The organism is Candidatus Hydrogenedentota bacterium (assembly GCA_012730045.1).
Lineage (GTDB): Bacteria > Hydrogenedentota > Hydrogenedentia > Hydrogenedentales > CAITNO01 > JAAYBR01.
This window is the reverse complement of the sequence record JAAYBR010000115.1, coordinates 1-24,146: the sequence shown is the minus strand read 5'-3', so window position 1 is coordinate 24,146 and position 24,146 is coordinate 1. Positions and strand designations below refer to the sequence as shown.

Annotated in this window: 15 protein-coding genes; 5 read left to right on the top strand and 10 right to left on the bottom strand. The window is 68.5% G+C overall.

What is annotated here, in order from left to right; all coding sequences use genetic code 11:
• Window positions 1-5: 5 nt before the first annotated feature.
• The 3 genes from purD to GXY15_13125 all read right to left on the bottom strand — a co-directional run bounded on the left by purD (window position 6) and on the right by GXY15_13125 (window position 2,620).
• Window positions 6-1,295 (bottom strand): phosphoribosylamine--glycine ligase, encoded by a 1,290-nt coding sequence (gene purD / locus GXY15_13135; GenBank protein ID NLV42154.1) that lies wholly within the window; start codon window positions 1,293-1,295, stop codon window positions 6-8.
• A gap of 79 nt (window positions 1,296-1,374) precedes the next feature.
• A complete protein-coding gene (locus GXY15_13130; protein NLV42153.1) occupies window positions 1,375-1,980 on the bottom strand; it encodes an IMP cyclohydrolase in 606 nt (201 codons plus the stop codon).
• Window positions 1,981-2,158: 178 nt separating this feature from the next.
• Window positions 2,159-2,620, bottom strand: coding sequence for a hypothetical protein (locus tag GXY15_13125; GenBank protein ID NLV42152.1), 462 nt, complete (start codon window positions 2,618-2,620; stop codon window positions 2,159-2,161).
• Window positions 2,621-2,934: 314 nt separating this feature from the next.
• Here GXY15_13125 and GXY15_13120 point away from each other — a divergent pair, with 314 nt between their 5' ends.
• A complete protein-coding gene (locus tag GXY15_13120) occupies window positions 2,935-4,299 on the top strand; it encodes an NCS2 family permease (GenBank protein ID NLV42151.1) in 1,365 nt (454 codons plus the stop codon).
• Window positions 4,300-4,310: 11 nt separating this feature from the next.
• Window positions 4,311-6,251, top strand: a complete 1,941-nt coding sequence (locus GXY15_13115) for an alpha-galactosidase (protein ID NLV42150.1) — start codon at window positions 4,311-4,313, stop codon at window positions 6,249-6,251.
• Window positions 6,252-6,260: 9 nt separating this feature from the next.
• Here the strand turns inward: GXY15_13115 and GXY15_13110 are convergent, their stop codons facing one another.
• The 3 genes from GXY15_13110 to GXY15_13100 are packed head-to-tail and all read right to left on the bottom strand — an operon-like array spanning window position 6,261 to window position 11,043.
• Window positions 6,261-7,358, bottom strand: coding sequence for a hypothetical protein (locus tag GXY15_13110; protein ID NLV42149.1), 1,098 nt, complete (start codon window positions 7,356-7,358; stop codon window positions 6,261-6,263).
• A 29-nt stretch (window positions 7,359-7,387) separates the two neighbouring features.
• Window positions 7,388-9,118 (bottom strand): hypothetical protein, encoded by a 1,731-nt coding sequence (locus GXY15_13105; protein ID NLV42148.1) that lies wholly within the window; start codon window positions 9,116-9,118, stop codon window positions 7,388-7,390.
• A gap of 32 nt (window positions 9,119-9,150) precedes the next feature.
• Window positions 9,151-11,043, bottom strand: coding sequence for a 1-deoxy-D-xylulose-5-phosphate synthase (locus GXY15_13100; GenBank protein ID NLV42147.1), 1,893 nt, complete (start codon window positions 11,041-11,043; stop codon window positions 9,151-9,153).
• Window positions 11,044-11,589: 546 nt separating this feature from the next.
• Here GXY15_13100 and GXY15_13095 point away from each other — a divergent pair.
• From GXY15_13095 to GXY15_13085, 3 genes are read left to right on the top strand one after another with little or no spacing between them, the layout of a single operon-like run.
• Entirely contained in the window at window positions 11,590-13,368 is a 1,779-nt protein-coding gene (locus GXY15_13095; protein ID NLV42146.1) for a trypsin-like peptidase domain-containing protein, read from the top strand.
• On the top strand, window positions 13,365-15,335 hold the full coding sequence (locus tag GXY15_13090; GenBank protein ID NLV42145.1) for a hypothetical protein: 1,971 nt from the start codon (window positions 13,365-13,367) through the stop codon (window positions 15,333-15,335). The genes GXY15_13095 and GXY15_13090 overlap by 4 nt, the downstream gene beginning before the upstream one ends.
• Before the next feature lie 34 nt (window positions 15,336-15,369).
• Complete coding sequence (locus GXY15_13085; GenBank protein ID NLV42144.1) at window positions 15,370-16,566, top strand: hypothetical protein; 1,197 nt, start codon at window positions 15,370-15,372, stop codon at window positions 16,564-16,566.
• Window positions 16,567-16,575: 9 nt separating this feature from the next.
• Here the strand turns inward: GXY15_13085 and GXY15_13080 are convergent, their stop codons facing one another.
• From GXY15_13080 to GXY15_13065, 4 genes are all read right to left on the bottom strand, one after another.
• On the bottom strand, window positions 16,576-18,909 hold the full coding sequence (locus GXY15_13080) for a glycoside hydrolase family 92 protein (GenBank protein ID NLV42143.1): 2,334 nt from the start codon (window positions 18,907-18,909) through the stop codon (window positions 16,576-16,578).
• 41 nt (window positions 18,910-18,950) lie between these two features.
• Window positions 18,951-20,072, bottom strand: a complete 1,122-nt coding sequence (locus tag GXY15_13075; protein NLV42142.1) for a hypothetical protein — start codon at window positions 20,070-20,072, stop codon at window positions 18,951-18,953.
• Between the two features lie 102 nt (window positions 20,073-20,174).
• Window positions 20,175-22,421, bottom strand: a complete 2,247-nt coding sequence (locus GXY15_13070) for an amino acid permease (GenBank protein NLV42141.1) — start codon at window positions 22,419-22,421, stop codon at window positions 20,175-20,177.
• Window positions 22,422-22,674: 253 nt separating this feature from the next.
• Window positions 22,675-23,631, bottom strand: a complete 957-nt coding sequence (locus GXY15_13065) for a hypothetical protein (GenBank protein ID NLV42140.1) — start codon at window positions 23,629-23,631, stop codon at window positions 22,675-22,677.
• Between the last annotated feature and the right edge of the window lie 515 nt (window positions 23,632-24,146).

Below are 24,146 nucleotides of genomic sequence, written 5' to 3'. Positions count from 1 at the left end.
GCCCCTCAGGCGGATCCAAGGCGGCGCAGGGCCTTGCGGCCGATGTCCCGCCGGCAGTGCGCCTTCTCGAATTTTATCTGGTCCACCGCGCCGTAGGCCCGGGCGATCGCCTCGGGCAGCGTGGCGCCCGTGGCGGTGACATTCAGCACCCTGCCGCCCGCCGTGACCAGCGCGCCGCCGTCCAGCCGCGTGCCCGCGTGGAACACCTTCACCCCCGGCTCCCGCTCCGCCGCCGCAATGCCCGTGATTTCCTTCCCCTTTTCATAGGCCCCGGGATACCCGCCGCTGGCCATCACCACGGCCACGCAGGGCGTGCCGCCGTATTCCACCGGAACCTCCGCCAGCCCGCCCCGCGCACAGGCGACCAGCACCGGGACGATGTCCGAGGTCATGCGCGGCAGGACCACCTGTGTCTCCGGGTCCCCGAAACGCACATTGAACTCGACCACGCGCGGCCCCGTCGCCGTGACCATGATCCCGGCATAGAGCACACCCCGGTACGGGGTGCCCTCCGCGGCCATGCCGCGCACGCAGGGGAGCAGTATCTCGTCATACACCCGGCGGGCGATTTCATCGTCCACCACGGGGGCGGGGGAGTAGGCCCCCATGCCGCCCGTGTTCGGCCCCTTGTCATCGTCCAGCGCGGGCTTGTGGTCCTGGCTCGAGGCCATCGGCACCACGGTCTCGCCGTCGCAGAAGGCCAGTATCGAGGCCTCCTCGCCCGTCATGTACTCTTCCAGGACCACCCGGCGGCCGGCCTCGCCGAACACGCCGCCGACCATGGCTTCGCGGATCGCGGCCACAGCCTCCTCCTCCGTCATCGCCACCGTGACCCCCTTGCCCGCCGCCAACCCGTCGGCCTTCACCACAATCGGCGCGCCGTTCTCGCGGACATGGCGCTCCGCCTCGTCCGCCGAGTCAAACACCGCGTAGTCCGCCGTGGGAATGTTGTGGCGCCGCATGAACGCCTTTGCGAAGGCCTTGCTTCCCTCCAGCTGCGCGGCCTGGCGGCACGGGCCGAAAACCAGGTCCCCGCCCTCGGAAAGGTAATCCGCCAGCCCCTCCGCCAGGGGGGCCTCGGGGCCGATCACCGTCAGCCCGATGTCCTTCTCCTCAATGAGGGCCTTGATGCCCGCGAAATCCATCCCGTCCACGGGCACGCACAGCCCCTTGTCCAAGGAGGCGATGCCGGGGTTGCCGGGCGCGCCGATCACCTGCTCCACCGACGCGCTCTGCGCGATTTTCCACGCCAGCGCGTGCTCCCTTCCGCCGCTTCCAATGACCAAGACTTTCATGGGGATTCCTTTTCTTGAGACACGTCCCGCGCCGGGCGGCGCGCAACGCGGGGAACCTGGGGATCGGGCCTCTGGGCGGCTACTCCGAGGGGGGCGCGGTGGACTCCAGATACCGGGCAATCGCCCGGTCATAATCCGCCGTCCAGCCGAAGCCCTCCTGGGCAAGCCGGAACCGCGTCGCGTAGGACAGGCCGCCCTCCAGCGCCCGCATCTCATGCATCACGGCCGGATAGCGCTCCGGATTGACAATGGGGGCGACATACCGGAAATTCTTCGCGGCGGACCGCAGCATGGCCACCCCGCCAATGTCTATCTGCTCAAACACCTCGTCCGGCGTGACGCCCGGCCGCGCGGCCAGCTCCGAAACCGGCTGCAAATTGACCACGACCATGTCAATCCATTTCATGTCGTAGGCCTGAAGCTGCTCGACATGGAGCTTGTTGTCGCGGACCCCCAGCAGCCCGGCGTGCACCTTGGGGTGCAGGGACTTGACCCGTCCGTTCATCAACTCCGGCACCCCGGTGAAGTCCGCAATGCTGGTCGCCTCAATGCCCGCCTCCCGCAGCACGGAGAGCGTGCCCGACGTGCTGATGATCTCCACGCCGAGCCCGTTCAGCAACTGGGCAAAACCGACCAGGCCGGTCTTGTCATGACAACTCAGGATTGCGCGCGACACCTTGGTCATTGGGGGACCTCCCGGTGTTAGCCACTGGCCACCATCATGTCCGCCCGCGCGGACTCACTGCTGATAATACGCAATGTGCGCCCCGAATGTCCACTGATTACCGCGCAAATCCGGGGACAGAAAGGGGCGGCCCGCGCTTCGCGCACGAACCGCCCCGCAAACACTCAAAAAACGCTCATCAGATCACGGCGCCCTTGGTCACCGTCGTGGTGCCCACGGAATCCCACTCGTCGTCCCCGGCGGCGGCGGCGGGGGCGGCGGCGGCCGCGAAGCTCTCCACCACGAGGGCGCCGGCGGCCTTGAAGAGCTTGCCGTTCACCGTGACGTTCTTGCCGGCGTTCGCATCGCCGGAGATCAGGTCGGCGGCCGCCTTCACGGGCACATAGACCAGCACGCGGCCCGCCATCCCTTCAATCGCCTTGCCCTCGGCGTCCAGCGCCTCGGTGACCTTCAGGGCATTCAGTTTCTCCATGCCCGCCACCGCCTCGGCGCCGGGGGCGAAGGTGCCCAGCAGGCAGGTATTCACGCCCGTAACCTTCACGGCCACGGCCTCCTCGCCCGCCGTCTGGGCCGAAACCACCACGCCGAAAACCATCGTCGCCAGCACCGCCAGAACCGCACACGCCAAAACCTTCTTCATCGTCTCTTTCCTTTCGTTTGGGTTGCCGTTATTCCGCGCGTCCCATAAATTAGACGCGCGAAACCTTGTCCGGGTTTACACTGCCGACGCGCTTTTTCCCCGCGAACCGCCAAAGCGGCGCGGCGGGCCGGCATGCACCGCTATTTTACCGTTTGACGGACGGCGGCTTCCAGTCGCCCAAACGTCAGGGGAATCCCCCCCAAACGCCGCCCGTTCGGCCGGTGCGGCCGCATCCGCCGCCGCAGGGTTGTCCGTCCGGCGCGAAACTTGTACACTGTACGCGGCATGCAGGCGCAAACAGGGAGGTCGCGGCCATGAACGGGTTGGTGCGGTATTTTGGCGTCCACGAGGCGGGGTCCACGGTGCGGCGGGAGGTGGTGGGGGGCGTCACAGCCTTCGCCACCATGAGCTACATCGTGTTCGTGCAGCCCGCGGTGCTCCACATGGCGGGCATGGACTTCGGCGGGGTGCTGGTGGCCACCTGCCTGTCCTCGGCCGCCGCGTGCTTCCTCATGGCGTTTCTCGCCCGGTATCCCTTCGCGCTGGCGCCGGGCATGGGGGAGAACTTCCTGTTTGTGTTCACGGTCTGCATGGCCATGAAGTTCTCGTGGCAGGCCGCCCTGGCCATTGTCTTCATTTCCGGCGTGCTGTTCGTCGCGCTTTCCCTGTTCCAGATCCGGGAAAAGGTGCTGGACGTGTTCCCGTCGTGCCTCAAGGACGCCATCGGCCCGGCCATCGGCCTGCTGATCGCGTTTATCGGCCTCCAGTGGAGCGGCATCGTGGTGCTGAACCCCTCCACCATGGTCAGCCTCGGCAACCTGCGCCACGGCGCGCCGCTGCTGACCCTGTTCGGGGTGCTGCTGATCACGACGCTCATGGCCCGGAACTTCCGGGGCGGCATCCTCGTCGGCATCCTCGTGACCACCGGGTTGGGGCTGCTCACCGGCGTCATTCCGTTCAAGATGGAGCAGGTCACCCCGTCTTTCACCACCTTCTTCCAGCTCAACTTCTCCGAGCTGTTGGGCAACCCCACCAACGCCCTCATCGCCATTGCGCTGTTCTTCTTCCTGGACCTCTTTGACACTGTCGGCACGCTGGTCGGCGTGAGCAACCAGGCGGGGTTTCTGGACAAGGACGGCCGGCTCCCGCGCGCCGGACGCGCCTTCCTCGCCGACGCGCTGGGCACCTGTGTGGGCGCCCTCTTCGGCACCTCCACCGTAACGAGCTACGTGGAAAGCGCGGCGGGCGTTGCAGCGGGGGCGCGCACGGGACTGGCCACCATTGTGACGGGCCTGTGCTTTATCGCCGCCATCGCCCTCGCGCCCGTGGTGGCGCTGGTGGGGCAGGATGTCGGCCCGCAGTACTACGCGGCCATGAACATCCCCGGCCCAGTCCCGCCGATGCACCCCGCCGTGGCCCCGGCCCTCATTGTGGTGGGCATGCTCATGCTTGGCGGCCTGAAGAAAATCCAGTGGGATGACGTGACCGAGAGCCTTCCGGCCTTCATGACCGTGGCCCTCATGCCCCTGGGCTACGGTATCACGGAGGGCATCTCCGCCGGGTGCATCTCCTTCGTCGCGATCAAATGCTGCACCGGCCGCCACCGGGAGGTCCACCCCGTGATGGCGGTGGTCGCGCTGGCCCTCGCGGGCCGCTATGCCTTCCTGGTGGGATCGTGAGGGACACGCCCATGAACCGCGCCATCGCCCTCATCCTGGCGTCCCTTGTGGGCTTCCTGGCCCCCGCGCACGCCGAGCGGGTGCCGCTCGAGAAGCTCGACCTCTCCCGAATGTTCTCGGGCAAGGGCGCACCCCAGCCCGGCCGGTCCGTGTCGGGCAAGCCCATCCGCCTCGGCGGGGTGACCTATGGGACGGGCATCGGCGTGCAGGCGCAGAGCGAGTTCTTCATCCTCCTCAACGGAAAGGCGTCCCTTTTTCACGCGGTGGCCGGGGTGGACAACCAGACGGAAGGGAAGGGGACGGCCCTCTTCGAGGTCTGGGTGGACAACGAAAAAGTGTTCGACTCCGGCGTGCTGCGCGGCGGCATGCCCCCGGCGGAGATTTCCATCCCCCTCACGGGGGCGCAGGTCATGGACCTGGTCATCACGGATGCCGGGGACGGCAATGACCACGACCTCGCCAACTGGGCGGACGCCTGGATCGAAGTGGAGGACGGCGCGGCGGGGCAACTGGTTCCCGTGTTCGCCCATCCTGACACCGAGCCGCTGGAAATCGCCGACTGCGCGCCCGGGAGGGCGGCCGCCCTCCACGGTCCGCGCATCACCGGCGGCAGCCCCGGCGCCCCCTTCCTGTTCCTGCTCGGCGCAACGGGGGAGGGGCCGATGCGCTTCTCCGTGGACCCCATGCCCCCCGGACTGGCACTGGACACGGAGACGGGAATCCTGTCCGGCGCGCTCGAGAAAGAGGGGCGTTATGAGACACGGGTAACCGTGGAGAACGCGCACGGAAAAGACACGCGCACCCTGACGGTGGTCTGCGGCCCCGGCCAGATAGCCCTTACCCCGCCCATGGGCTGGAACTCGTGGTTTGTCTGGGCGGGCCACGTGGACGACGCCAAGGTGCGCGATGCTGCGGAGCGGCTCACCGTGTCCGGCCTCGCCGCCCGGGGCTACCGCTATGTGGTCATTGACGACACGTGGCAGGCCGACCGCGCCGATGACGGCGCCATCGCGGGGGACCCGGAGCGCTTCCCCGACATGAAGGCCCTTGCAGACCACGTCCACGCCCTGGGGCTCAAGTTCGGCCTGTACTCCTCGCCGGGCCCCGGCACCTGCGCGGGATACGCGGGCAGCTACAAGCATGAGACGGCGGACGCCGCGGCCTACGGCGCGTGGACCGTGGACTTCCTCAAGTACGACTGGTGCTCCTATGGCCGCTTCGCGGGGGGCGACGACCGCGATGCGTGGATGCGCCCCTTCCGGCTGATGCGCGACGCCCTCGACGCCACGGGGCGGGACATTGTGTTCAGCATCTGCCAGTACGGAAGGGCGGACGTGTGGACCTGGGGCCGCGCCGCCGGGGGCAACCTCTGGCGCACCACCGACGACGGGGGCGACGTCTGGGGGGCCATGGCGAACATCGGGTTCGGCCAGGACGGGCTGGAGCCCTTCGCGGGACCCAACGGCTGGAACGACCCCGACATGATCCAGGCCGGATGGCTTGGCATGCTGTCGCAGCCCCGCCCCACGCGGCTCACGCCCAACGAGCAGATCACCCAGATGACCCTGTGGTCCATTCTCGCGTCGCCCCTGTTCCTGAGCTGCGACCTGTCGCGGCTGGACGCCTTCACGCTCAACCTGCTCGGGAACGACGAGGTGCTGGATGTCAATCAGGACCCCCTTGGACAGCAGGGGCGGCGCGTGGCCCGAGAGGGGCGCATGGAGGTCTGGACCCGGCCCCTGACGGACGGCACCCTGGCGGTGGGCTTGTTCAACCTGGACCGGAAAACCGGACCCGTCACCGTGACATGGAAAGACCTGGGGCTGGAGGGGACGCTGCCCGTGCGGGATCTCTGGCGGAAGACCGATCTGGGCGTGTTCAAAGGCGAATACCGCCGGGACATTCCCCGCCACGGCGCCGCGCTGCTCAAGATCGGAAGCCCCAAACCGTAACGGGCGACATCACCCGCCCTCGGCTGTCTCCGCAGCCAGCCGCGCCACGGCGGCCACGCGCTCGTCCGGCGTGTCCGTCTCAATATCCGCCATCACCACGTCACAGGGCCCCAGTTCCCGGTGGATGCGCCGGAGGTCCGCCTCAATCTCCGGCAGCGCCTTGTTGGCGAGGTCCATGGGGGTGTACATGAGGGCGCGCCGTGTGTCCGGACAGAAGCCCCTGACCCGTTCCAGGTCTGAGTCCAGCCCCATGTCCACATAGTCCAGCGGGTGCAGGCGGGCATAGTCGGCGATGTAAGGGTCCACACACCAGGCGCAGTTGTGCACGCCGAAAAGGTCAAAAGCGTCCGCGATCCGCTGGTCGCAGGGAAGCAGACACTCGCGGTAGGTGTCGGGGGACACCATGTTCACGAGGCAGTTGCTTACCGTGGCGTGGCGCACCGTGACCCCGGAGGCCGCCTGGCGGGCGTAGACAGCCCTCATGCCCGCGATCATGGTCTCCGTCACCACGTCGAGGAGGTGCCGCGCCAGGCCGGGGTTCATCATGAAATCCATGAACAGTTCCGGTCCGCGGATGCGCTCCGCGTTGTTCAGCACCCCTTGCCAGTTGAGATAGCCCCCGATCTGCCCGAATTCGCGGGCGACGGTCTCCATCTGCCCCAGCACCGTCTGGAAAAAGGGGTTATTTTCGGGGTCAAGAGGGGAGAGGGCGGCGATTTCCGACTCGGAGAGGTGGTTGTGCTCCGCAGCCGGCCAGTTGTCGGGGAAATACACCGCGCCGATGCCGAACATGCGGGCGACCAGCAGCGCGCCGTGGGCGCCGTCCAGGTTTCCCGGCAGCAGGCGCTCAAAATCGCCGCCAATCGGCAGCTCCGGGAAGCTCTTCCGGAGCAGGGCGCGCATCTTCTCCACGGACGCCGCACGGTGCAGGGGGTCCGTGTGCCATTTCTCGGAGAAATCCACCCCCAGCCGGTCCCGGTACCACCGGGGCGTAAACCCGAACTCGATCCGCAGGGGGGATTCTGTGCCGTCACAGGGGGTGCGCGTTGCAGGCGCTCCGGGCGCGATGTAACTGCGGAGGCCCCGGCCGTCAAAGGACGTCTTCATGGTGAAGCCCTCGGCGTTCCGCGTCCCGGCTAGAAGACCTCCGTGGGGATGTCGCCGTCCCACATGGGCCAGCCGCCGAAGTCACGGTCCGTGTCTGTGCCGTCCACCCGCCGGATGACCCACCGGTTCCGGGGGGCTTTCACATCATATTCGATGTTGCCCCCGTCTGGCCAGAAGAATTTTTCCCGCAACGCGTCCGAATCCGGGTTGGCGGCGCAAATCCGGGCGAGCAGTTCCTCCGCGCCGTCTCCCCCCTCCGGAAAGAGCGCGATGATCCCCAGCTCCTCCGCTGAGAAGACCGCCACGGCGAGTCCCGGCGCATCAGAGGGGGTGAACACGGCCCAGCCGCCGCCCTCAGCCGCAGGGGAATACTGCTCCGGCACCCGGACCGGGGAACGCCCGACGGCAAAGCGCCGGTGGACCCCTGTGCTGTTCCACCACCACCAGCGGCCGTTGCCCGGAATGTGAAAGCACCGGCTGATTCTCGTCTCCGCGTCGGGCAGCATCAGCGTGATGGGGCGCGGCACGATCATCTCCCGCTGGCCCCGGAACGCGCCTCCAGCACTGAGCAGGAAATCCGGGGCCCCGCTGTAAAGTTCGGGGCAGGCTTTCGGCCCCCGGCCCATGCGGACGAAATACTCCCGGGGCTTGGCGAGGGTCCAGGCCTTCACCGCTTCGGGCACCCGGTAGGGCATGCACGCGGCAATCAGCTCCTGATGGGGCCTGCCCGGCTGCCCGGAAAAATACCCCCACGACTCGGGGGCGCACCAGAAGCGCATCACCTGGGTGTGCGAATCGTTCTGAAGGCTGTCGGTGTGCGCCTTGTTGTAGCGCCTGCGGAAGGGCGCGCAGCGCCGGAACCCGTGGCTGCCCAGGGCGTACTGCCAGTTCATGGTGTCCAGGATGTGCCGCGCCAGCCCGCGCAGCTCCTCCGACTCCGGGAAGGCCTCCAGGTTGAGGAGCGCCTGCACGGTGTAGCCGAGGTAGGGGATGGCGTTGAACTCATAGACCCCCTGCTCCACGGTCTCCCGCAGGTGGGCGCACATCCACGCCTCCATGCCGTTCGCGCGGTTGTCATAGGCGGGGTTCCCCTCCCTGCCCGGACCGCCCCGCCGGAAAAGCCATTGGTTTTTCAGGTAGCGGCTGCCCTCGGTCATGAGGTGGTGGTTTTCCGTGTCCACAATGTAGCCGAGGGTGTACGGGGCGGCAAGGCGCGGAGTGTTCCCCTCCTCCAACAGCAGGGTCGTCAGCAGGTGCTCCACTGTTTCGGGCCAGAGCCGCGAGGGGTCCTCCCCGAACAGGTACAGGATCGCGGTGAGCGTGGCCTCCGTGAAGTCGTAGTCCCCCCGGTGCGCGGACCAGGTCGACCCGCTGGCCGCCCAGGGCTCCGCCGCCAGCAGGTACCGGTTGACCTCCTCAATGTCCCGGCCCGCCTGGAGTTTGGCCAGGCACACCCGCGGGGCGCTGACTTTTCCCTGCGTCTTCCAGTTGGGAAAGCCGCCCTCGGCCCAGGCCTGAACCACCCGGGTGTCGTCCGGGTCTCCCGGGACGCGCAGGACCGCCGCAGCGGCGCGCGGGGCCGCGTCACCGGGTACCAGCGGGGGAATGGGCTCCCGGCCCGCCCCGACGAGCCAGGGCAGGAACCAGACCAGGGGAACCGCGGCAACGGCGGCGATCAGGCCCAGCAGCGTGCCGCCGCGGCGGCCGGCCTGACAAGGGGCGGGGAAGGGGGTATTGGGGGGGCTGTCACGTCGAATCATGGACTTAAGACCACAAAAACAGCCGGGAAGTGTCAGGAACTGGGGGAGGAAAGGAAATCCAGCACGGTGCGGCGCAGTCCCGCGGCATGGAGGTCGTGCATCTCCAGCTGCTCGGCGCGGGTACCCTGCTCCGTGAAGACATCGGGCACGCCGTGCCGGCGGATGCGCAGTCCCCCGAGACGGCCCTCCCGCTCGTAATGCTCCAAAACCGCCGCGCCAAATCCGCCGTCGAGAGTGTTCTCCTCGACCGTCAAAATCGGGAACCCCCGGATTTCGTCCAGCAGCGCGGCGTCCAGCGGCTTGACCCACCGGGCATCCACCACGCCGGCATGCACCCCGTCCGCCTCGAGCAGCGCCGCAGCCTCCAGGGCCGCCGCCGCGCGGGGCCCCACCGTCAGCAGCACCACGTCCGTTCCCCGGCGCAGCCTTTCGGCTCGGGTCACATCCCGGCCTTCCGCGGCCCCGATGGTCGGCGCGGCGCAGCGGGCGTAGCGCACCGCCCCCGGCCCGTCGCGGCGCAGCAGGTGCCGGAGCATCAGCGCCGTGTCCACGTTGTCCCGGGGGGCGCACAGGGCCAGCCCCGGCACCGCGCGCAGGAACGACAGGTCAAAGGTGCCGTTCTGGGTGGGGCTGTCCTCGCCGACCAATCCCGCGCGGTCTATGGCGAACACCACGGGCAGGTGCTGGATGCAGACATCGTGAATGACCTGGTCGTAGCCGCGCTGGAGAAAGGTCGAGTAGAGGGCGCACACGGGCCGCAGACCGCCCGCCGCCAGGCCGGCGGCCAGGGTGACGGCGTGCTGCTCGCAGATGCCCACGTCGAAGAAGCGGTCCGGAAACCGCTCCGCGAAGACGCCCAGCCCCGTGCCCGTGGGCATGGCCGCCGTGATGGCGCAGACCCGGTCGTCCTCCGCGGCGGCCGCCAGCACGGCGCCGGAGAAGGCCGAAGTGAAGGTAATTTTGGCGGGGGGCGCGGCCTCCACCTTCGAGGGCACGGCGTCCCCCTCGCCCGCGTCCGTTTTGATGCAGTTGGGCGTCACGCCGTGGAAGGCCAGGGGGTCCCGCTCCGCGGCCTGCAGCCCCTTGCCCTTCTCCGTCACGACATGGAGGAAGACGGGGCCGGGGATGGTCTTGACCCGCTGGAGTAGTTCGATGAGCAGCGGGAGGTCATGCCCGTCCACCGGGCCGATGTAGTTGAAGCCCAGCTCCTGAAACAGCCCGCCGCGCGTGATGAAGCCCTTCACGGACTTTTCGAGATCCTGGATGCGCCGCGTCATGCGGTCGCCGACCAGGGCCTTCACATAGCTGCCCACGTCCTGCTTCGCGCGCTTGTACGGGCCCGCCGTGATGATGCGGTTGAAGTAGTGCGCGAGCCCGCCCACATTGGGGGAGATGGACATCTTGTTGTCGTTCAGCACCACCAGCATGTCCAGCCCCAGGTGGCCCGCGTGGCTCAGGGCCTCAAAGGCCATGCCGCCCGTGATCGCGCCGTCGCCGATGAGGGCGACCACCTGGTGGTCCGCCCCCCGCCGGTCCCGCGCGATGGCCAGCCCCGTCGCCGCCGAGATGGACGTGGAGCTGTGCCCCGTGCCGAAGGCGTCGCACGGGCTCTCCGACAGCTTCGGATACCCGCTGATGCCGCCCTTCTTCCGCAGCGTGTCAAAGGCGTCGCGCCGGCCCGTCAGCAGCTTGTGCGCGTAGCACTGGTGACCCACGTCCCAGACGATCTGGTCCACGGCCGCGTCATAGACGTAATGCAGCGCCAGCGTCAGTTCGACCACCCCGAGCGGCGAGGCCAGATGCCCCCCGTTCCGGTTGACCGTCTCAATGATCTGCCGCCGCAGCTCCTCCGCAAGCGTCGAAAGCTGCTGGAGATCCAGCGCCTTCACGTCCTGCGGGCCATTAATGGAATCCAGAATGCGCATGGGGTTCTGCTCGCAAACGGGCCCGTTGCGGGCCCGGGGAAAGGTCTGCCTGTGTGCCGGGAAAATGCGGCCAAAGCATACCATATTCCCCGGGGCGTCTTGAAACCCGCGCGAGAGAGAGGCGCGCAACCACCGGAAGAGGGCGCGGCAAGCGGCGCCCCTACGGGCCCGTGCATCTCGTTCCCGCCACGGCCCCATCCCCGCGCGTCATGGCGAGCGAAGCGCGGCCATCTCGTGCCCGCCATACCTTCCGCCGACGCGCTGCCGACAAGAGATTGCACTTCGTCCACAATGACAAGTTCGGCGGTGCACGCCGTCGTGCGGGGCGACGGTCATGCCGCGAACGAAGAGGGCGCGGCAAGCGGCGCCCCTACGGGCCCGTGCATTGGGCCGCTGCGAAAGCCCCAGGCCCACGGATGCAGGGGCGCCGCTTGCTGCGCCCTGGTGCGGCACTGCGCCGTCGGCGGGATTTCCCCGCGCACGGGTCCTTGGGGTACACTTTGGGGAGAGCGCGGGGATATCCCGCGCGGGAAAGGGTTGCACGACATGGGTATTCTTCCACGGGTCGGATCCGGGGCGCGCTGGTCGGCGGGATGGGCGCTGCCGGGGTGTCTTGCGGCTCTTTTGGGAATGGCCGCGGCCTTTGCGGGGACGGAGGCGGGGGAGGGCGGCCCGGACTTCGCCGCCCCGCAGGGACATGCCGTGGAGATGGTGTGGACCGAGCAGAGTCCCGCGTTGCCGGAAATCCATGTGGAGGGCCGCCTTTACCGCGACGCCGCGACGGGAGAACGGGTGGAGCGGTATTTTGACGCGGACGGCGCGCCGCTGGATGACCGGGCAGTGAAGGCCCTGGGCATCTCCGCGAAGCGCTGGAATCCCGTGCGCCGAAGCCAGCCGACCGAGTTTGCCCCCTCCGGCAAAAAGGAGACGGAAGCACGGCCGGTGCCCGCGCTGGCCGCCGGGGAGGCCCCCCAGATGGTCTTTCCGCCGAAGGACGCCGCGGCGCTGCTGGCGGAGGATGCGCTGGACGCCGGGTGGGCCAAGGGACTGGTCCGCATCGGGGTCGCCGATGATCTGGTCCCCGCCGTGGAGGTGGGGCCCGGCGGGGCGACGGCGGGGGAGTGGCGCGTGCTGGCGGACGGCACGCGGATGTGGGCGCTCACGCTGCGGTCGTTGGACGCGGTCGGGCAGCGGGTGCGCGTCACCGGCCTGCGCGCGGAACCGGGCGTTGACCTGGTGGTCTACCCCTCCGACAGGCTGGGAGAGGCCTGGGCGGTCACCGAAGCGGGCTGGAGCCCCACCTGTTTCGGCGAGGCGCTGACGGTGGAATGCCGGGTGGCCCCGCAGGTCACGGAGTTCACCCCCTTCGCGCTGGACGGGCTGGTGTATTTGTATCTCGACCCCGCGGCGGCGTCCGCCGAGAAGGCGGGATCCTGCAACATCCCCGCCGCCTGCGAGGCGGGGTGGGCCACGGCGGCCATGTCCGTCGGCGGGCTGGGAAAGGTCAGCGGGGCTGCGGCCCTCTTCTGCACGGGCACGCTGATTGCCGACACGGTGGCGGAGACGACGATGCCCTATCTGCTCACGGCGAACCACTGCGTGGGCGACGTGGCCAGTGCGGGCAACTTGGAGGTGTACTGGCTCTATCAGTCAGACACCTGTGACGGCGCCGCGGGCGCGCTGGAGAACGTCCCGCGCACCACGGGGGGCGCCGACATCCTCACCACGTCCAGCTGCCTCAGGGGAACAGATGTCTCGCTCCTGCAACTGCGCGGCTCCGTGCCCGAGGGCATTCCGTATGCCGGGTGGTCCACGGAGTCCATTGCGCCCGGCCGCGCCACGGCCACCATCCACCACCCGTCGGGCGACCCAAAGTGCATCTCCTTCGGGGCGGTTCCCGCCCGGGTGGACGGCGAGCGCCTCATGCACGAGGATCGCTTTCACGCCGTGGTGTGGAACCGCGGGACCACCGAGCGGGGCTCCTCGGGGTGCCCGCTGTTCACCGGGGACGGCGGCCTGATCATCGGCCAGCTCTACGGCGGCTATGCCTCCTGCGAGGCGCCGGATGAAGCCGACTATTTCGGCCGTTTCGACCGGTCCTACGCGCTGGTGCAGCCGTATCTCGACCCGGGAAAGCTGAATCCCCCCGATGAAGGCGAGGGGGAGGGCCAGCCCGAGGGCGAAGGCGAGGGGGAAGGGGAGGAAGAGGAGGACGACGGCTGCTGCCATCTATTCAAGATCGCCAATCCCGCCAATGCGCTGGCCGCCCTGCTGGTGGTGGCCGTGCTGGCGCTGGGCGCGGTGATTCCCGGCGGCAGGCCATGAGTTTCCTGCCCGCCGCGCTTGTGGCGCTGTCGGCTGCGCTGGCGGCCCCGGCCGGGGCGGCAGACAGCCCGGCGGCGCAGTGTCCCACGGTTCCGGGAAGCATGGCCCTGAGCGCCCCCGCGACGCCGGCCCCGCCGTCCGGCGTGCCTTGGGACCAGGCCCCGCTGGTGGCGGCCCCCCCCCTGGACACCACGCGGCTCCTCGCGGAGGACAAGGCGCTGGCCTTGGACGGCGCGAAGGGGGGCCTGCGCATCGGCGCGTTTCAGTCCGTCGCCACGCCGGTCGTTCCGGAGACGGGACGGCTGTTCACCGCCGATGACGGGGAAGCCGTCTGGGCGGTGTGCCTGCACGCCCCCGGCGCACTTGCCCTGCGGATCGCCTTTGACCGGTTGGAGGTGCCGGTGGGGGCGTCGGTATGGCTGGCGGAGGCGGCGCGCCCGGAGCGGCTGGTCGGCCCCGTGATGCCCGATCCAGCCGGAGACTGGCCCCTGTGGTCGCCCGCCTGCCCGGGCGACGCGGTGCTGGTGATGGTGCGGGGTCTTGGAAAAGACGGCGCGGGGGCGCTGTCGCTGAGAATCTCCACCCTCGGGCACATCTACCGCGACCCCGTGAAAGAAGCGCCGCAAAAAGCCGAACCGGGCCCGTGCCATCTGGACGCCACCTGCGAGCCCGGATGGGCGGATTTCGCGTCCGCCGTCGGCGGGCTCAGCACGGTCACCTCCCAGGGCATCCTGTTCTGCACCTGCACGCTGCTGAACGAAAACGACCCCTGCGCCGACATTCCCTACGTTCTGACGGCGAACCACTGCGTCTCCGGGCAAAGCGGCTACCGGGGGGCGTCCACGCTGGAGTTCTACTGGCTCTATCAGACGGCGTCCTGCAACGGCGCGCCGCCGGACATTTACGCCGGGCCGCGCACCATCGGCGGGGCGGACTACGTCGCCGGGATGGGCGGCACCGGCTATGTGGGCGGCGGGTCGGATGTGACGCTTCTGCGACTGCGCTCCGCGCCGCCCGCCGGACTGGCCCGGGCTGGATGGACCACCGGGGTTCCCGCCCCGGGGACGGAGGTGACCTGTCTCCACCATCCCTCCGGGTCGTGGAAACGCATCAGCCACGGGGCGCTTTCGGACATTGACAACGCCTTCCCCGAGTGGTACCACGAGGTCCAGTGGAGCGCCGGCACCACGGAGAACGGGTCGTCCGGCTCCCCGCTGGCACTCTCCGCGACGGGCCAGATCATCGGGCAGCTTTGGGGGGGCACCGCCTCGTGCGATCTGCCGCTTTCCCCGGACTACTATGGGCGGTTTGACCGGAGCTACGAGACGCTGCTGCGCCCCTTGCTGGAGGCGCCGGAGGCGCGGTTCTCCATCACGGGGACCAATGTGGTGGAAAACGAGGGGACCGCCTCCTTCACTGTCCGCCTGAGCCGTCCGGCGGCGCAGGCGGTGGCGGTCGGGTACACGCTGCTCCCGGACACCGCGCTTCCGGGCAGGGACTACGAAGAGGGGGCGGGCACCGTCCCCTTCGCTGCGGGCGATATTTTCGCAACCGTCTCCGTTCCGGTTTACGACAATGTGGAGCTGGATGGAACCCGGAGTTTTCAGGTGCGGCTGGCGGCGGCCGAGCCCTGTGCGGGGGTGGATGCGACCCGGCACACCCTCACCGTGTTCCTGCTCGACGACGATGTGGACAGCGACGGGGACGTGCTGTCGGACGCGGCGGAGACCTCGGGCCACTACGGCCAGGTCACCGACCCGAACCGGTGGGACACGGACGGGGACGGGCTCGGCGACGGCGAGGAGGTCCTGGGCATTCGGGGATTCCTGACGGACCCGCTGAACCCCGACACGGACGGCGACGGATACAGCGATTTCCGGGAGATCGCCCTGGGCAAGAACCCGCTGGATCCGAATGACACCGCCCGGCTCGGCTCGCTCACCCTGCCCTGGATCAACCGCAACTGAGGGCCGGTCCGACGGCCACGCACGGAGGTCTTTCATGTCGGCAGCGCTTTGTCTTCTTCTCGCGGCAGGCCTTTCGGGTGTCACGCTGGACCCGCAGCCCGGCCAGGCGGATCCCGGATGCCTCGAAATCCACGGGGTGGCCGCCGGGGAGTTCAACGAGGCACTTTGGCGGAGCGGCTCCCTGCATTTCCTGCGGGACCTGCGCCACCCGCTGCTGGAACCCCGCCAGGGCGGGGGCTACCGGAACATCTACGCGCCGTCGGCCCTGCCGGTGGACGGCGGATGGCTCCTGTTCTACGGCGCGTGGGACGGCGTGCCGACGGGCAACGACCGCATCTACGCCGTGGACACGCCGGACTTCGTGGACTTCGGCGCGCGGCGGACGGTCATCGAGCACGGCCCGTTCATCCATGTCTGCAACGTGAACGCACAGCACGCCCCCGGCGGGGGGTACGAGCTGATGTGCACCGCCTACCCCGACGCGAAGGACCTGAACAAGCCCGCCTTCTTTTCGCTGCCGAAGCTGGACCAGGCCGCCCCGCGGGTCGCGGCGCACGGGGACATCGTCCGCGTCACGGGATACGACCTCTATGACGACGCCGACATCAACGGCGTGAACGTGCTGCTGCGGGAAGGGGAGACCCGCCACCTGTATTTCAGCAGTTACAGGGACTTCGGCAAGGTGTACCACGCCGCGGGGACCGACGGGATGACCTACGCGCTGAAGGGCGTGGCCCTCGCCCAGCGGCTGGCGGTGAACGATGTGAAACGGCTGGACACCCCGGCCGGGCCCCGCTACCTCATGGGCCTGCACATGAACTGCGACGCGCTGTGGTACAGCCTCGGCGAAACGCCCGACGCCTTCGCCGACCCGGTGGACTTCCTGAAGAACGCGGGGCCGGAGGACCGGTACATTGTGGCGCTGGGCTGGGTGGTCCGCGAAAACCGGGTGATGGGCGTGCTTTACGGCGCGGGTGCCGTGCCGGAGCTCAACCGCAACCGGATCTTCGCGCGGTGGCTCCAGAAGAAGGCCGTCTTCACCTCCGAGGACGGAACGGTGTGTGCTCCCGAGGGGGCCGTCGGCCCCGACCGCCAGATTTTGCGCATCCCCGAAGGCGTCTCCCCGAAGGGCAGCGTCCAGGTCTATGCCGAGGACGGTGTAACCCCGCTGGGCCCCGCCCTGGAGGGGGAGTTCAACTCCCCGGCCATCTACCGGATCAGCGTCAACTGACCGGAAGCGTCATTTCGGCGGGGTGAGGACGAAACGCAGCTCGTTGGCGGCCATGAGCTGGTCATGCGTCAGCGTGGCCGTCTCAACGGGGGTGCCGCCCGCGGTCACCTCGCGCACGCGCATGTCGCCGGGGGCGTTGTTTTCCGCTGTCACCTTCAGGGTCTTCCCGCCGCCGATATCCACCACGGCCTCGTCGAACAGGGGGATGCCCAGCTCATAGGTGACCGTGCCCGCGATGGGATAGATGCCGAGGGCGCTCAGGACATACCACGAGGAGAGGGTTCCCCCGTCGTCGTTGCCGTCCACGCCCACATAGTCGTCCGCGTACTTGGTGTCGAGAATGCGGCGCACCCACTTCTGCGTCAGGTCTCGGCGGCCGGCATGGTTGAACAGGTAGGCGGCGTTGAGGTGGTGCTCATTCCCGTGCCAGTAGTGGCTGCCGGGGTGCCAGGCGCCGGTTTTCTTCCGCGTCTTCTCCATGAACGACTCGAGTTCGGGCACAAAGCGCTGCGGGCCGCCGAAGAGCGATACCAGCCCCTCCGGATCATGGGGCACGCACCACCGCCACTGCATGGGGCTGCCCTCGACGAAGTCTTTGGTGTACTTCTGCTTGAAATCCGTGTAGCTCAGGGCGAGGGGTTCGAAGGGTTCCGTGAACCTCCCCTGGCTGTCGCGGGGCTGGAAGAAGCGGGTGGCCGGATTCCACAGGTTGCGGTAGAACTGCGCGCGCCGCGCGAACTCCCGGGCGTCGTCCTCCTTCCCCAGTGCGCCGGCCAGCAGGGACAGCGCGTGGTCCTCCCACGCATATTCCAGGGTGGCGGACACGGCCTTCCTCATCTTGTCCGTCGGGCAGTACCCGTATTGCAGGTAGTCCTGCAGCCCGCCGCGCCCCGCGAAGCGGCATCCCTCGGGGGGACCGGAGGTGGCGGTCTGCCGCAGGATCGTGTAGGCCGCCTCAATGTCAAATCCCCGGATGCCCTTCAGCCAGGCCTCGGAAACGACGGCGTCGGCGGGGGTGCCGAACATGCAGTTGGTGTACCCCGCGCCGGAGGGCCAGCGGGGGAAGGCCCCGCCCGCCTTGGCCATCTCCAGCAGGGAGCGCATGAAGTCCCCCGTCTCCCCGGGGGCGACCAGATTGTAGAGAGGGTGCGCGGTGCGGAAGGTGTCCCACAGGGAAAAGTCGGTGTAGTACGTGAAACCCTCCGCCCGGTGGACCGCCTTGTCAAAGCCCATGTACTCGCCCGTCACGTCCGTGAAGAGGGTGGGCATCATGGCCGTGCGGTACAGGGCCGTGTGGAGGATGCGCTGCTGGGTCTCCGTGCCGCCCTTCACGCGGATGCGGCCCAGATACGCCTCCCAGGCGTCGCGCGCGCCCTTCACCAGCACCGGGAAGGCCGTGGCGGGCGGGGCCTCCGCGTCGAGGTTGGCGCGGGCGTTGGCGATGCTCACATACGAGATGCCGACCCGCAGCTCCACCTGCCGCACCGACGGGGGATACTGGAGGAGGATGCCCAGCTCGTTGCCCGCCGCCTGGACCGCCCCCATCTTGACCTGCTCCCTGATACGGGTGCCGTGGGCGCTGAAAGGGACGCTGGACCGGGCGGCGAAAAAGACGTCCAGGCCGTCGTAGCGCCCCGAGAAGGAGCCGTAGAGCCTGCATGCCCCCTCGACCTCCCCGGCGCCGGGGAGGATGCTCACCGTCCCGTTCTCGCAGCGCCGGTCGCCGATGGAGCTGGTGACGTCCAGCAGCAGCACGGCCGGGTCCGCGCCGGAAAAGGTGTAGCGATGCGCCCCGCTGCGCGGGGTGGCGGTCATCTCCGCGAGCACGCCCTCGGCGGGGAGCTTGACGGCGTAGTACCCGGGGAAGCCCTTCTCGTCCCGGTGCGAGAACTTCGTCTTGCGGCCCGGGGCGGTCACCTTCTTCAGCCGGGAGGCCACCGTGGGGAAGACCCGGAAGACACCGCCCTCCTGGGCGTCGGCGCCGACGAGCCGGGTGTGGCTGAATCCGGTCGTCCGGTTGTCCCCGTAGAAATAGCCCGACCGGTTCAGGGCGGGCTTCTCCACCAGCATGGAGACTGTGTCCGGGCCGAGGCGCACCATGCCGAAGGGGGTGGCGGCGGCGGGGGTGTTGTGCCCGCACATCCAGAACGCGTTGCCGGTGCCGCTGAACACGTTCACCTTGGCGCCCAGGGGGCCGGGGAACTCGTCGGTCACCAGCGTCTGGGCCGGGCGGACAATGTTGAGATAGTGCAGCCGGAGCCCGCCCAAGAACAGGACGGGCAGCGCCACCGCGGCGAGGACCAGGAGAAGCAGGACCTTCAGGGCCTTTTTTGCAAAACTCATCGGGGAAAAGCCTTCCATGGCCCCCGCCGCGGCGCGGCGGGTCAGTTGTCCTTCTTCGCGGGGATCGCCAGCTCCAGCGCCAGGGTCTCGTTCAGGTTCGTGTGGCAGTTGGACACGCTTACCTGGAGGGTTTCGGTGCCCTTGGGGGCCTTCAGCATGATCGCCGTGCGCGGGGCGAGGACGCTGTCCTTCCAGCCGGCGGCGGGGCAGGTCAGCGCGAAGGGCAGGTCGGTGGCGTTGCTCACGTGAAAGACCAGGTTGCCGTCGCGGTCCACCGTGTGGGGGGGCATGACCGTCACGGACGCGCGGAACAGGGCCTCCAGATACTCCTTCTTCCCGGCTAGGCTGTTGCCGAACCAGGCCGCCGTGCGCCCGGCAAACATCGCCTCCTTCAGGGCGTCCAGGGAGCGTTCCTTGGCGAAAATCAGGGTCATCGGCCGCTGCACCTTGGTCAGGTCGTACTGCTGGCGGATGATGCCGTGCATGTCGCTGTTGGCCGTTACGGCGAGATTGCGGTCCATGCACCAGCCCAAGGCCACGGGATACCACTCGTCGCTGTTAAACACCTCGATGCCGTGGACCCAGCCCTTCTTCACGAGTGTCTCCGCCGCGTCGTTCCAGTTGGTCACCTCGGGCTGCTGCCGCTTCCAGCCGGGGTGGTTCCACTGGAGGAACGCGCCCTGGTTGATGGCCTCCTCGACGGACTTCATGAAGTCCTCGTTCTCAATGGCCGCCTGGTCCTTGACAAACAGGGCGTTGTAGTGTCCCGGGGGCATGTCCTTCGAAATCTCGGCGCCCCTCACCAGCAGGATGTCATGCTGGACGGCGGCGGGAAAGGCGATCCGGTTCGACAAGTTGTCGTCGTCCTTCACGCCCTCCTTGCTCGGGTGCTTCTCCAGATGGTCCGTGATGGAGATGGCGTCCAGCCCGTCCATCCACGCCTCCATCACCCGCACCTCCGGCCACACCACGCCGTCCGAGAACATCGTGTGTATGTGGAAGTCGCCCTTGAGCGTCTTCATCCCCATAATGTCCGGCACCGCCAGCACCCGCCGCACCCGCGCCGACGTCAGCTCAGTGACGGGGGTGTTGTTCACGTCCAGCGCGAACGCGGGAACCGCCAGCGCCGCAAACAAACCCAGAAAGACAAGTTTTTTCAGCATGAAAAATACCTCCTGCATGGCGCCCTCCCCGTCCGAAGAGGGGCAACCGCCGCAAAACACACCCGCAGGATAGCCCAACCGCCCCCTGCGGGACAAGGCCCGTCAGGCGGTGATGTCGGCGTCGCCTTTCGAGAGGGCGAGAACAATGGTGGGGTCGGCCGGGAAGAGGGAGGAGCAGGCGCGGTACCAGTCGGTCTCGGCGCCGGGGTTCGGGAGGTTGAGGCCGAGGAAGACGCAGTCGGCGTCGCCGGAGAGGTCGCGGAGGATTTCGCCGAAGGGCTTTTCGCTGGCGACCACGACGGGTTCGGCGGCGACCCGGGCCGCGACGAGGAGGTCGGCGAGTCCGGCGAGGGCCCGCGCGCGGTCGCTTTCGCCGCGGACCTGGCGCAGAAGCCGCAGGCGCGCCCCGCGCCACTCCCAGTTCTGCGTGAGGAGGTGGCCGAGCAGCGCCATGAGGTTCCCGTTGGCCTGGCCGCGCCACCAGACGTCAATCCGGCGCGCACCGTCCCGGGGGGGGCGGGCGCCCTCGTGGAGCACCAGCACGCTCATGCCAAAGCTGAAGGCGCGGCGGATGTGTCCGGCCAGGGCCGGGGCGCGCAGTTCTGTGGAGGTCCAGGCAAACATGGCGAGGTTGGGCCGGATGGGGCCCATGCCGGCGGTCTGGAGGATGCTCCGGATGCCCTGGTCGAGCTGTTCGGCCACCAGCACCAGGGGGAACACGGCCCGGCTCCGCCCGGCGAGGCCCTGGTTCAGCCGGTTCAGCTCCAGCAGGCGCTCCGGCGCTTTCGTGTCCATGTCCCCCACAAGCACCTCGGCGAGCAGAACGATGCCCTTGTCGGCCTCAAACCACGCGGCGTAATCCACCAGCGTCTCCCGCGACTCGGGCCGTCCGGAGAAGACGAGGCAGGTGGGCCGCCAGTTCTTGGGGGACTCCTCCATGCGGGTGAGCTGGAGCAGCCCACGCCGCACGCGGGCGTAGGAGAGGCCGCGCCGCACGTCGCCGAAGGAGGCCCTGGTCTCCACGCGGCGGGCGTGCTGGTACATGGCCAGCAGGACCAGCAGCACGCCCAGCGACACCATCGGCGAGATGATGAAGGCGACTGCGGCGCTCGCCACCAGCCCCGCCAGGGCGATGCCCCAGTGAAAAAACCTGAACTGGGGCCGGAAGGAGGGGTTCCCCGTGATGCCCTCAATAAACGCCGCCGCGTTGATGGTGCTGTAGACGGCGAGAAACAGGATGGTGATGGCCGAGGCGACCATGTTCAGCCCCGCGCCGCCGGGGGTGTGTCCGGCCCAGGCCAGCACGGCAAAGGTGATGCCACCGGTCAGGAGCACCCCCCGCCGGGGCTCATCCCCGATGGCGGTGCCCTGGGCAAACACACGGATCAGGGGAACAACCTCGTCGCGGGCCATGGCCTGCAGGACCCGCGGCGCGGCCAGCAGGCTCCCCAGCGCGCTGGACAGGGTGGCGGCGAACACGCCCGCCGTCACCAGAAACCCCGCGCCCAGCAGGGCGTTTTCAGTCATGACCAGATAGGGGCGCAGCAGCAGTTCCTCGCGGGGCATGGCCCCGGCGTAAAGGACGATCTGCCCCGCGTAGACCAGAAATCCTGCGCCGACTGCCAGAAAGACCCCGAGGGGAATGCTCCGCGCGGGATCGCGCAGGTCGCCGGACATGTTGATGCCCGCCATGATGCCCGTCACCGCCGGGAAATAGAGGGCGAACATGGCCCAGAAGGGGGGAGAAAACACCCCGCCAGGAACCGTTGCAGCGCCCGGGACGGGGCCGGCCCAGTTTTGCGCCAGGGTTTCCGGAGAAAAAACGAGGGCAATCCCGGCGAACGCGACGAACAGGGAAAGACCCAGCACAGCCAAAATGCCATACTGGACCTTTATCGCCCATTTTGCCCCGGTCCACGCGATGGCCAACAGCACCACAGCCGCAACGGCGGCCACGCGCCAGGGAACCAGCCCGAGGCCGGGCAAAGTGTCGCAGAAGGCTTCGGCAAAGCCGAGAAGGTAGAAGGGGACCGACACCGCCTGGGCGGCGAACAGCGCAATGCCCATCACCCCCCCGTACTCCGGGCCGAGAACGCGGGAGATGAGAAAGTAGGCGCCGCCGCCGCGCATGCGCGTGTTGGTGCACACCGCGCTGGTGGAGAAGGAGGTCGCGAGGACAATCCCCTCGGCGAAGACGAGGATCAGCAGCGCGCGGTAGGCCCCCACGGCCCCCACCACGTAGTTGGCGCGCATGAACAGGATCACGCCGAGAATCGTCAGCAGGCAGGGCGTGAACACGCCCCCGAACACGCCGAGATTGTTCTTCTCCGCCGGCTGACGCACAAGCATGCCTCCCGCGCCCACCCGGACGCATTGGGCATCATAGCCCAAACCAGCCCCGCCGCACCAAGAAGGGCGGCCTGGGCCAAATGACCGCAGGCATTCCGACAAGAGATGGCTTCACTTCGTTCGCCATGACGGGAACACGCGCGTCATGGTGCTGACACAACGTTCCACGTCATTGCGAAGGAGCGGAGCGACTGACGCAATCTCGTGCCCGCCACGACCCCCTCCACAGCCTCTTCTCCGGCAGTCAGCCGCCCTACCGGTTCAGCGCATGGAAGGCCTCGCGGACATGCTGGTAGTTCTCCTCGCTCATGCCAAGACAGGCGTAGTCCTCCACATAGCCGATAAACCCGCCGCCCGCGCCGCCCAGGGTGTCGCGCAGCCGCCGGGCGTAGTCCAGAATGGCCTCACGACCGTCGTGGATCGCCCGGCGCTGGTGGTCCACGGAACAGCAGAAGCACACCTTCCCGCCGAAATCGCGGGCCAGCCGGTCCACCCCCATCACATCCGGCTGGAGCAGTTCCACCACGTCCGCGCCAATGTCTATCAGGTCGCCCAGCATCGCGTGGACATTGCCGCAGGAATGGAACCACACCTTCTTGCCCGCCCGGCGGATCAGGTCGAACTGCGCCGCGTAGCGGGGCCGAAACACGTCACGCCACAGCTCCGGGGCGATCATGAGGCCCTGCTGGGTGCCCCAGTCATCGCCAAAGCTGACGGCGTCCACGGGGTATTCCAGCGCCCGGCGGATGATCTCCGTCTCAAAGTCAAAGACGAAGTCCAGCACGGCCCCCGCCCGGTCCGGCACCTCGAAGAGGTCCTCCAGGAAGGCGGAATACCCGCGCAGAAAGGTCGCCTGGTTGAACCCCGTGATCCCCAGACTGAACTTGATGAACCGCCCGGGCCACTGCGCGATTTCCGCCTCCACCCCGTCAAAGCGCCCCGGCGCGGCGGCGTCCGGCGGACGATAGGTTGCCAAGGCCCCCGCATCCGCCAGCGGATGCGTCTTCGGCTGGCCCATCGTCCCGTCCAGCACCTCCCACACAAAGCCCCACTCCGTCATGCCCGGAACGGACGGAACAAAGCCCGCCGCGGGCGCATACGTCACGTTAACGACGTCCGACTCCCCGAAATCCCGGTTGCAGAAATACAGCGGCGTCCGGGGAGGGGAGAGGCGGTCAACGGCCTTCAGGGTGACGGTGCGCGAATCCATGTGCCGAGTATACCCCGGCGGGCGCGTGTGGGAAAAGCGGCGGTCTCCCCCTGGAAGGAAGACGAGGCCGGCGGGACGCCGGCGGTACGGGACTGCGCGCCGCTGGACGTTTTCGTACCGCTGGCGTCCCGCCGGCCTTGTCTTCGCCGGGCGCGGGTGCCGGAGCCGTGGCGGGAACGAGACTGCCGCGCTTCGCTCGCAGTGACGGGGGGTGGCCGTGGCGAGAACGAGATCGCTTCGGTCGCTGCGCTCCCTGCTAAGAAAGTACCGGGTTCGCTGGAGCGGCCGTGCCCCTGGGATCGCCAAGCTTCCCCTTGGCTTTCGGGGAAACACGGAGCGAACAGGCCCGCGCGGAAAAACCCAAGAGGCCAAGCTGGAGCTTGGCGATCCCAGGGGGCGCGCGGTTTGGGCGATGGAGGGTGCCGAAGCCGTGGCGAGACGGGAGGGGCGCGCGGCGTCTCCTTTTGGAGTGCGGCGGCAACGACGCCGCTTTGGTTCCCGGGAAAGAGCTGCCG